This window comes from Candidatus Eremiobacterota bacterium, from assembly GCA_031082125.1.
Taxonomy (GTDB): Bacteria; Vulcanimicrobiota; CADAWZ01; order CADAWZ01; family Ess09-12; genus Ess09-12.
The window spans coordinates 101,221-111,731 of the sequence record JAVHLM010000023.1 but is presented as its reverse complement, the minus strand read 5'-3'; the positions used below and the strand labels follow the sequence as shown (position 1 = coordinate 111,731).

Below are 10,511 nucleotides of genomic sequence, written 5' to 3'. Positions count from 1 at the left end.
CTGAAGCCCCAAAGAAGGAGGAGCCCAGGCCCCAGCCTGTCAAGGCTGAAGCCCCAAAGAAGGAGGAGCCCAGGCCCCAGCCTGTCAAGGCTGAAGCCCCCAAGAAGGAGGAGCTCCAGAGAAGCTACTATGAGGAAGAGGCCGAGGAGGAGCCCCTCGGGCTGGCCTATGTGGTCCTTGCCATCACAGGGCTTCTGGCCGTCGTGTTCCTGGGATATCTTTTAACCATCGCCCTGCCCCAGCAAAAACTGGATACCTTCGGCATAGCCCTGATTGTTTTCATCGTCTTGGGTGTAATAGTCGATATTGGCCTCTTCAATGCAGCGAAACAAAAAAACAAGACAGAATAGGGAATGAAATCTGAAAAGGCTTCCTTCTTTCTGCTGCCGCCGGTAACGCGGTGAAGGCGAGGGTGACGCAATGAGCGAAGTGCTGAATATTGCTCCGGGCTGCGTCGTAGTCCGGTGTGTCCAGGGCGATATCATGTTCGGCTCCCCCTCGGACATCATCAAGGTATTCATAAAGAAGCAGATTCCTGTCCCTTCAGCAGTGGTCCTCCCCTCGTCGTTCTTCAAATACGGCCTCAACCAGGCCTCGGTGGAGTTTCCCCTCTATTATCACATCTTTGTGAAAAAGGACCCGGAGAAGGGAAAATTTACCCTTATAGGCGACCACGACGCCTTGGAGAGGCAGCACAGAATTCTCAGGCAGACCCTCATGGGGCCCTCGGAAGAGCAGATGAGGGCCTGGGGCATCGACGAGCGCATCATACGCCACACAATTGACTACCACAATTATTTCCAGAGTGATATCCCCTCCATAGAGAGCCTCGTGGATGCCATCCACTTCGAAGACCATATCGCCCTTTACCGGGGCGTCCATATTCGCCGTTTAAGTGAAGCGATCTTCGAGATCTCCTGCGGCGAGGAGAAGGCAGACGTTGATATCACCGTGAAGAACAGGCCTGCCCCTTACGTGAGCTTTCCACCTATCAACCAGCCGATAAAGCCTATGAAGCTCGGTTTCATCAACGTGGGCTCTTACTCGGGGTTTGATCCCACGGGGGACACGACAAGCCTCATCATCTTTGCCCACTACCTGGGGATCTCCATTGACGGATCGCCATGGCTCCGCGAGCGCCTCCAGTCACTGGGCATCTCGATGGACCACATCCAGGTCTTCGTGATAACCCACCTCCACGATGATCACGCCAACATCCTGGACATGCTCCTCAACGACAAGAAAGTGTCCATCATGACAAGCCGGCTGATCTACCGGAGCTTCCTGGTGAAGGCTTCCTGCATCCTGGATATCCCCGAGGAGGAGGTAGACAAGCTCATCAACTTCATCGAGCTTATGCCAGGGGAGCCGAGAAGATGGTTCGGCATCGAGTTCGTGGCCCACGAGGCCGTGCATCCCGTGCCTACCATCGGGGTGAAGATCGAGAAAAAAATTCTGATCTCAGGCGACACGCTCTGGGGAAAGGAGCTTGACAAGGCTTACGAGGCCGGGATTATTGACCAGAAGACCTACCGGGTTCAGCAGGGCATCCCCCTCGATGCCGAGGCAAGCGTGATATTCATGGATGCGGGAGGAGGCGAGGTGCATCCTGACCTCCGCGACCTTGCGTCGCTCCCCGAGGAACAGAAGATGAAGCTCGTGGTAACCCACACAAGCAACATCGACGGCAATCTCCAGGACCTGCACCTTCAGACAAGCTGGTTCGGCAACTACCGCATCCTCGAGCAGGAGACCCTCATCTCGCCCATAGACGCCCTCTCGATTATCCACTCACCCCTTCTTGAGGGGGCCCATCCCAACTGGGTAAAAGTCTTCATGAGCAGAGGGAGCATCAAGCAGTATGGGCCCAACCAGATAATCTTCGCCGAGGGCACGGCAGGAAAGTCATTTCACATCATCCTGAACGGCACGGTCCGTGTCGTCAAGGGGAACCAGCTCATCACCTATGCCCAGGCCGGAGAATTCTTCGGCGAGATATCAAGCCCCGGCTCAGAGACCAGGCACTCGAGCAGCATAATCACCATATCGCCTGTGGAGCTCCTGGAGATAGACAGCGGCCTGTTCCACGAGTTTCTCCACGATGAGGGGCTCAGGGAGCGCTTCCAGAAGCTGGGGGAGATAAGGCCCATCCTTTTCCAGACCACCGTATTCAAGAACATCCCCGAGCGGATTCTGAAAAAGATCATTGACACCACCTTTGTGAGCGAGTTTCCTCCCGGCACGTCCATCGTGAAACAGGGCGACCCTGCCGACGCCTTTTACCTTATCCTCGAGGGGACCTGCGAGGTAATAATGGAAGTGGACGGGATGCCCCGCGAGATCGGCACCCTCAATGCCAACGATGTCTTCGGCGAGATAGGCCTTCTCGAAGAGGTGCGCCGCACCGCAAGCATCAACGCCCTCACGCCGGTGAAGGCCCTGGTCCTCAAGAAACAGGACTTCGAGGAGATTGTCCAGAAGGTGCCCGGCATCACCTACCAGCTCCTTCTCCAGGCCCGCAAGAGGCGGACCAGTGATGAGAAGCGCTCTTTCTGAGCTCGTCCGGGAGCTCTTCACGCGTGTAAGAAACCTGTAAGAGAAATAAATATGATAAGAGAGAAACCCTGGCAGGCTCTGAGGGTCCTACTGAAAAAAGGAGGTTGTTATGAAAAAGCAGATGAACGCTCTTTTTATTCTTGCCCTTGCACTGATCCTGTGCGGCATGGCGCAGGGATGGCTCGCCGCAGAGGAGACAGGCTCCATTGCCATGATCACGGGCATCAAGAAGGAGGTCATGGTCACTCACAAGGGAACCACCAGAAAAGGAATGGTGGGGATGGACCTCTATGAAGGCGACACCCTCAAGACCGGTGCCGGCTGCCAGGCGGCCCTCATGCTCGGTGACGGCTCGGAGCTCAAGCTCAACGCCAGCACGGAGATTACCCTCACGGCCTACAACGTGAAAAAGAAGAGCATCTTTGTCAAGATCGGCGACATCTTCGGAAAGTTCCTGCCGCAGAAAACCAAGGTGACCATTGAGACCCCGCAGGGCGTGGCAGGCATAGAGGGCACCGAGTTCTCCCTCAAGGTGGGAAACAGCGGGAATACCGTCGAGGTCAACGAAGGGGAGGTCTCCATCGGAAAAGAGGGGCGGTTCCGCGTGAAGTCAAGCGAGGCCGGCACCTATGGCACCCCGGGCGGGCCGCCTATGGGAGGCGGCGTGGTACCCACCATAAAGAAGCTCCCCCGCAACGTGCCGCCCGAATGGGTGAACGAGGTGAAGGAATACGGCACTGTCCTGAAAGGCATCAATGAGGATACCAAGGATCTCATCGAAGGCGAGCGCTTCAAGGATATGCCTGCGGAAAAAATTGATGCCCTTATTGCCAGCAGGAAAAAGGCCACCCTGGAGTACCGCGAGGTGGTCCCTCCTGAAAAAATGGAAGCCTTTCACAAAAAGATGATTGACGTCAATGACAAGCTCGTCGGTGTCATGGAAGCCGGCCTTGCCTGCAGGAAAAGCCCCGGCATCAAGAACAGGCAGAGATACCAGCAGGCCATGAGGGAGCTTGCCTTTGAGGCCAAGAGCTTCTTCAAGGAGATCAAAGCGCACCAGGACGACTGGAAGATCAACGTGGAGAAGTTCAAGTCTCAGTATGCGAGCAAAATGGGGAAATAGGAGCCTGCAGCTTCGAAGCGAAGAGATGGCAGGTGTGAAGAGAAATGGCTTCCACCTGCCTTTTTGATGAGTGGAAAAGAGGAACGCGTCCATGAAGATGAGACTCTCGGGGAAAAGCCTCCTTCTGCCGATTTACGCGGCGATCTTTCTTTTTATCCTCTGTACCCATAACCATCCATATTTCCATTTCATCGAATTCAGAAGCCTGGGGACGCGTATGAGAGCCCGCGACCTGCTCATTCCCCCAGTGAAATCAAAAGACATTGTCGTGGTGAACATAAACGGCGAAACGATTGAAAAGTTCAAAGATGAATGGCCATGGCCTCTCGATATAAGGAGGGAACGCTTCACGAGGCTTATTGAGACATTGAATAATGAAGAGGGAGGCAGGCCGAAAGCAATCACCTTTGACTTTATTTTCGGCGCCACATCTCAAAAATGTGATGAGGATCTCAGGAAAGCCATTGAGCGTTCTAAAAATATTATTTTTTCCGTGGGGTATGACCCGGAAAAATCAAGAGATGGCAGTGTTGTCTTCTCCCCCCTCTCTCATATCCTCAGGAAGGCCGATCCTCCTCTGGGGAGCATCATCATGCCTTCCATTCCCGACGAGAGGATCGTAACACTCCCTGTATTTGTCAAAGGCCGGCATGCACATAACCCCACAGATACTGATATGGTCTATCTTCTAGAGGTGATAGCGGCAAAAATCTTCATGGGCACCGAAGATCTGTCTATAAGTAAAGATACCTTATGGATCGGGAGCCTCAAGATTCCTGTTTTTGTCGCAGGGCAGAGCAACGACTGGTTTGCCCACAAGAAGCATTATGAGTTCGTGGTGAGCTATCGCGGCGTATTTGATGAGATCTTTCCCGTGTATTCCCTTTACGATGTGCTTTCAGAGAATGTGCCCAGGGGCGCATTCAAAGATAAGGCAGTGCTCATAATAAACTCCGTGGACACAAACGATCAATACAAGAACACCATGGGCACCTATATTCCAGGCGGCTTCATCCATGCGTACGTGCTGAAAACCCTCATTGAACAGGATGTAATTTACCCCTACCTTGATTTCTACCATACAATCTACTTCATTCTCTCCCTCCTTACCGCTCTCATCCTCTACAAGCTAAAGAACAGGACAAAGGCATACTGGTGCGTGGCACTCCTCGCCGCGGCCTATGGGGTATTCACCTTTGCAGCCTTAATCTGGCTCTCCTGGTGGCTCCCCCTTGTCTTCCCCCTCACGGGACTCTTTCTTCTTATCATAGGCTACGCGGCCATAGAGAACTACCTCACGAAGAGAACCCTCTCGGCCCTTCTCCCCTCGAGCTTCATGGACCGCCTGGACCCTCTCCACACGGACTTTGAGGCCGGAGGGAAGCCCATCTGGGCCACCGTCATGTTCGCCGATATCAGGGGCTACACCAACCTTTCCGAGTCCCTCTCCTCCGAAGAGGTCTTCAGCATGCTCGTCGAGTACCACACCCTCGTCAAAAAGCCCCTCTACGAGAACGGCGGCGAGATCTTCGACTTCCAGGGCGACGCCTACATGGTGGTCTTCGGCGCCGACGGGAAGGAGAAACACCACGCCCGTAAAGCCGTCCTCGCCTCTCTGGGGATATGCGAGGCCATAGAGTCCCTCAAGCGGAAATTCATGGAGGAGAAGCAGAAAAGCTTTGACGTCGGCATCGGCCTCTGCACCGGCGAGGTGACCCTGGGCTATATCGGCCACAAGGACGGCCACGACAGGAAGCTCCAGCCGGCGGCCATAGGCGATACCACCAACGTGGCGGCGCGCATGCAGGGAAAAAGCTCCGAGCTGGGATCGCCTATCCTCATGACTGAGACGACCATGAAAGAGCTGGAAGGCGACCCGCCCACAAAGCACCTCGCCGCCGTCGAGGTGAAGGGAAAATCCCTGAAGCTCAACGTCTACACGGTGGACTGGGAGAAGCTGGAGAAAAAGCAGCCTTCATAGCCCCTGTCACTCTGCAAGGGCAAGAAGGTCCCTGTCGCGATGGATCCACCAGGCAAGCTCCTCAAAGAGCGTCGAGAAAAAAAGACATGAGGGATCCTCCCGCAGAAGCTCCCCATAGTATTGAAGGGTCTTGTGGGTGCAGCGGCCCATGCAGAAGCGCCTCCAGGGGCACCTGCTGCAGCGCGGGATGGTCTCCACCCTTCTTGAACGGTAGCAGGCAAGCTTCTCCGAGCTGTCGATGAGCTCAGTGAGAGGCTTTGCATCAAAGATACTCGCGAAGGCGTACTCACGGTAAGGGCTCATCTCCTCGCATGGGTATATCTCCCCTTCAGGGCCGAAGGCAATAATGGAGCGCCCGATGCCGCAGGGGGAGCGCATGCACATGTAATCTCGCTTTTTGGAGACAAGGCTTCTTATCATGGCATTGAGATCGTTGATGCGGGGGGCACTGCCGGTGCGTTTATAGAAGAGAAGGGCCTGCGCCGTCATGGAAAGGGCGCCATGGGCCATTTCCCGAGCTTTCTCCGGGGTAAACTGATAGGCCTGCTTTGCCCGCCCTACAGCGAAGCTGAAGCGCATATTGAAGCTCAGTATGCCCCGGGCAGTGAAAAACTGGTAGCTCTTCAGGTAATCATCGGGGTCATGAACAATGCAGATGAACCCCAGGGGCACCCCGGCTGCCAGGGCTCGCTGTGACGCCTCCCAGACATCATCGAAGGTGCCCCGCCCGTCGGGGTATACCCGGGTTCTGTTATGGAGCGCCGGCGGACCGTCAAGAGTCACGCCGATCTCAATCCGGTGGTGCAGTGCGGCGCCAATCAGCTCGTCATCGATAAGGGAGCCGTTAGTCTGTATGGAATAGCTCGCATGTTTGCCGAAGCGGCGCGAAGTCTTCTCGGAGAACTCGATGGCCTCGAGGATCAGCGGCTTGAGAAGGAGGGGCTCGCCGCCATGAAAGACAAAGGAGACACAGGGTGAGGGCATGTCGCGGAAGACCTTTTCCATGGCAGCCTTGATGATCTCCAGGGTCATCCTGGCTCCCCGCGTCCTGGCGTCCGCGTAGCAATATGTGCACTGGAAATTGCAGGCGTCTGTCATGTGAAAGTAAAAGTCCATGGGATAGTGAGGCGCGTCGTCCAGAGGACGCCACATGACCTGGGGCAGGGGGAAATGGCGCTTCCAGTTCACCTCCACCATGCCGTGGGTATGGAGCCTGTCTATGAGACGGTGAAGAAAGGGGGCGTCAAAGTGGGGGAACCTCTCCAGGATCTCTTCAAAGAAGAGAGGCTTCTCAAGAGCTTCAAGCACCTCGTAATGCCGCTCTGGCATTACGGCCCATGAGGCTGAATCAGGCTCAAGCACGAGCACCTCGTCACCCCGGGCGCTCGTATGGAGCCCGTCGATCCTTGCAACCGCATAGTTGTCACTCATAACCGTATCCTCTCTGGCGGCCGAACTGTCCCATCAGGTGGGTGAGGTCTCCCCTGCGGTGAAGCTCCCACATGAGGTTTTCAAAGGTGCGGCGGTAGAAGGTGCAGTGGAGATCCTCGTGGGCAAGATCGTGATAGCAGGAGAATGACTCTGCGGCGCAGCCCCCGCCGCAGAAATTCCTCCACGGGCAGGTACAGCATTTCTCAATCCGCTCAACGCGCCTCTCGCGGAGCGTCTTTATAACGGGGCTCTCCCCGAGAAGCTCATCCAGGGGCAACTTGTCAAATATTGAGCCCACTCGCAGCTCCCCAAAACCAGCAAGCTGCTCGCAGGGATAAATATCGCCGCGGTAATCAAAACCCAGGCCATGGCTTCCCGCGCCGCAGGGAGAGCGCATGCACATGAAAGGCCTGTGGGTTTCCGCCAGGTGGAAAAGCATGATGTTCACCGGCCATACATCGAGGCGCTCCTCGCGGTGTGCCTTCCCGTACTCATCGAGAAAGTCCACGAGCTCGAGATACTCCCTTGCGAAAGCCTCGCCTCGGGAATGGGCTTTGAGGGGATCCACCTCGCCCCTCCCCTGGCACACCATGTGATTGAGGCGGAAGCCGGTGACACCGATCTCTAAAAGGAACCGGGCCACGGGGACGTAGTCGCGGGGCTCCTCGACGACAGCCAGCACGCCTCCCTCTATGCCATGGGATCGCAAAAGGCTGAACCCTCTCATCGTATCTCGAAAAGTGCCTTTCCCGCCATGGTAGACACGGTTCCTGTCATGGATCTCCCTGGGGCCGTCCATGCTCACGCCTACCGAAATGTCATGCTCACGGAAAAAGTCAATGTCCTCACTGGTGATCAGCGATCCGTTCGTCTGGATGAGGATCCGGAAGCGGCGGTGAGGCTTTGCCTTCCAGAGCTCCCTTATCTGCCGGCAGCCGGCCTCGATGAGACCCCGGGCCAGCAGTGGCTCGCCGCCATGGAACTCAATAGTCACATCCTGGCGCGAGAAATGGAGGAAGATTCCGTCTATGATGGCACGGAGCGTCTCCTTCTTCATCTTCTTTCCCCTGGACGGGGCATCACCGTAACAGTATGTGCAGCGGAAATTGCAGCTCTCCGTGACATGGATCGAAAAAAAGCTGGGGTAGTGAAGGGGCGACGGCATCACCGGCGGAAAAAGAAGGGGCCAATCCTTTCTTTGCACGATGTTCTTGCAGAGAAGGAAATAAAAAAACTGTTCAGTCTCCTCAGGCGGGGCAAAAGGATTCTTTGAAAGCATGAAAAAGGGCGTCACGGGGCGGGCAAGGCTGAAAAGAGAGTAATACCTCTCGTCAAGGACAATCCACTGGGCCGATTCAGGCTCCACGATGAGGGTCTCTCTGCCGCGGGGCGCCATGAAAAGGCCGGGATTCCAGCAGAGGTAATGTTCAGGTGCAAGGGGCGCCATAGGGGGCGGGGCGGGAGTCCTTTCACGGCCGGGGTAGACCTGGATCGACACGGTCCTGCCTTCTTCTTCCCTTTCCCCGTGGAGCATCACCCTCGAGAGGTACTGTTCCCCGTCGCTGTGCACATATATGTCTTTCAAGGCTCCCCCGTGCTCCTCACAAGCGGTAAGACTTTTCAATAAGGACGGGCTGAATGACCTTTTCCCCCATGAGGCGCTGCTTGAGCTCTTTGAGTTTCAGGTTGAAAAGGAGAAAATAATGGGCAGAGTCGCCGAAAATCGGGAATTTCCCTGCTTCGCGCCTGATTTGAGCGAGAAGGGTATTGATGCGCTCCGCGGGGTTGAGCATATGGGCGTATTTCTTCACCACGGGAAGAATGGGCTGGGCATAGCGGCAGAAATTCCGGAAAATCTCGGCGCGCTTCTTGAGCATGGGATTCTTGGAATCCTTGTGCTTCATGTATCCCTTCATGTACACATCAATGAGGCGCATCACCGACGGGCCAAGCTCCCGTGTCGCCTTTTCATAGGCTGCCACCTGCATCTTTTCCATCTCCTCCGGTGAAAAATGGGGATGCTTGATGGTGAACTCAAAACCGTTGAAACGGGCCCAGGGCAGATCGAGAATGCGCCCCTCCTTTTTGTAACGCTCATAAAGAGGCGTTCCCGGGAGGGGGGTATAGAGCATGAACTGGTTGAAGGTGGGGGCAAGGGAGATGAGGTAGTCCACGTCTTCGTTGAGGGCCTGGGGAGTATGGAAATCATAGCCCAGGATCATCGAGCCTATGGTCTTGATACCATGATCATGGAGGGAGGAGAAGAGCTTGTGCATATCTATCCCTTCAAGCTTGTGATACCCTTTCTCTTTGCTCTCCACGCCTATCCATACCGTATCAAGCCCCATCTCGGCGAGCTCCTCGGGGTCATACCTGCTCACCGCCTTGGCGCTCCCGAAACATGAGAAGCGCAGGGGCACCTTGATCTCCTTCCGGGTGTACTCGGCAAGCTCCCGGACCCTTTTCTCATCAAGGAGAAAGTCCTCCTCAATAATGAGAAAGCCCTTGGAGCCGATGCCTATACCTACCGGCATGTCCTTCCCCAGGCGCTGCATGGTCTCGTAAATCTCCTTCCCCGTCTTGAGGAAGGGAAGGTGACGGCACTTGAAATAGTGGGAGGTGAGGCAGAACTCGCAGCCGTTGGGGCATCCGAGCCCCGCGGCAATCTGGCCCGCCCCTTTCCTGAATCTCACTCCCAGAAGCTCGCTGGAGTCGTTGAAAAGCACGGGGTTCCTGAGAGGGCGCTCCGGGTCCTCGCCCAGGAGATTTCGCATGAAGCGCACTCCCTCGCCGCGGCACACATGGTCGGCAATGCCTTCAGTCTCAGGGATGAGGGTCCCGTATCCACCTACGACGGTGACGATATCGGGAGAGATTCCCTTGGCCACCTCGCACAGCTTCCTGGCCTTCTCAAAGGCCACGGGGGGAAAGTTGACGCCCACATAGTCATAGCCCATGCGCACTTCGTTTGAAAACTCTTCAAGCGAGGGGCATTCAAGGACCTTCGTGGGGATCTCCAGGTTTTCGGCGATGAAGTGAAGACCCAGGTTGGGGTTCTGCCCTCTTATGCTGAAGATGCCGTCGCCCCTCGTGAGGTTCGTATGGTAAAACTCCGCGAGGATCTCCTTCCTGCCGTACAGGTCATTGATGCCAAAGGGACGAAACACTGTGCTCAAAAGGAGTTTTTTCATTGCAATACCTTCTACATTTCACAAGCCGGGCGGGCCGGGATGGGGAGTGCTCTTTCTTATTAAAATTAGTGGCTATATATACTGATGCACCTTATACTGTCAGTATGGTGACGTCGTCAGGGATGCTTTGGAGTATATTTCTCTTCCTGTCTTGAATAACCTTTTTTGACGGGAAAGTAATAAGGGGGGAAGCTGCCTTCCCCCCTGTTTCTCCTCCGGATGGTATCCT

General features: G+C 55.5%; 7 protein-coding genes. 4 read left to right on the top strand and 3 right to left on the bottom strand.

Annotated features, from left to right (window positions below; genetic code table 11):
• The 4 genes from RDV48_22370 to RDV48_22355 form a co-directional block, all read left to right on the top strand.
• A partial coding sequence (locus tag RDV48_22370; protein ID MDQ7825562.1) for a hypothetical protein occupies positions 1–350 on the top strand: 350 nt, incomplete at its 5' end.
• Between the two features lie 70 nt (positions 351–420).
• Entirely contained in the window at positions 421–2,556 is a 2,136-nt protein-coding gene (locus RDV48_22365) for a cyclic nucleotide-binding domain-containing protein (protein MDQ7825561.1), read from the top strand.
• Between the two features lie 109 nt (positions 2,557–2,665).
• Positions 2,666–3,679 carry a FecR family protein gene (locus RDV48_22360; protein MDQ7825560.1) on the top strand — a complete coding sequence of 338 codons (1,014 nt, stop codon included), beginning with the start codon at positions 2,666–2,668 and terminating at the stop codon, positions 3,677–3,679.
• A 91-nt stretch (positions 3,680–3,770) separates the two neighbouring features.
• Positions 3,771–5,660 (top strand): adenylate/guanylate cyclase domain-containing protein, encoded by a 1,890-nt coding sequence (locus RDV48_22355; protein MDQ7825559.1) that lies wholly within the window; start codon positions 3,771–3,773, stop codon positions 5,658–5,660.
• A gap of 6 nt (positions 5,661–5,666) precedes the next feature.
• Here the strand turns inward: RDV48_22355 and RDV48_22350 are convergent, their stop codons facing one another.
• The 3 genes from RDV48_22350 to RDV48_22340 are packed head-to-tail and all read right to left on the bottom strand — an operon-like array spanning position 5,667 to position 10,282.
• Positions 5,667–7,091 carry a radical SAM protein gene (locus RDV48_22350; GenBank protein MDQ7825558.1) on the bottom strand — a complete coding sequence of 475 codons (1,425 nt, stop codon included), beginning with the start codon at positions 7,089–7,091 and terminating at the stop codon, positions 5,667–5,669.
• Positions 7,084–8,676: a radical SAM protein gene (locus RDV48_22345; protein MDQ7825557.1), complete on the bottom strand. Its 1,593-nt coding sequence runs from the start codon at positions 8,674–8,676 to the stop codon at positions 7,084–7,086. The genes RDV48_22350 and RDV48_22345 overlap by 8 nt, the downstream gene beginning before the upstream one ends.
• Positions 8,677–8,692: 16 nt before the next feature.
• Positions 8,693–10,282, bottom strand: coding sequence for a hypothetical protein (locus RDV48_22340; protein MDQ7825556.1), 1,590 nt, complete (start codon positions 10,280–10,282; stop codon positions 8,693–8,695).
• Positions 10,283–10,511 lie beyond the last annotated feature (229 nt).

Bases quoted from the DNA above. Each gene is read 5' to 3' on its own strand.
- RDV48_22365 (MDQ7825561.1), top strand. From the start codon at position 421: ATGAGCGAAGTGCTGAATATTGCTCCGGGCTGCGTCGTAGTCCGGTGT.
- RDV48_22360 (MDQ7825560.1), top strand. From the start codon at position 2,666: ATGAAAAAGCAGATGAACGCTCTTTTTATTCTTGCCCTTGCACTGATC.
- RDV48_22355 (MDQ7825559.1), top strand. From the start codon at position 3,771: ATGAAGATGAGACTCTCGGGGAAAAGCCTCCTTCTGCCGATTTACGCG.
- RDV48_22350 (MDQ7825558.1), bottom strand. From the start codon at position 7,091: ATGAGTGACAACTATGCGGTTGCAAGGATCGACGGGCTCCATACGAGC.
- RDV48_22340 (MDQ7825556.1), bottom strand. From the start codon at position 10,282: ATGAAAAAACTCCTTTTGAGCACAGTGTTTCGTCCCTTTGGCATCAAT.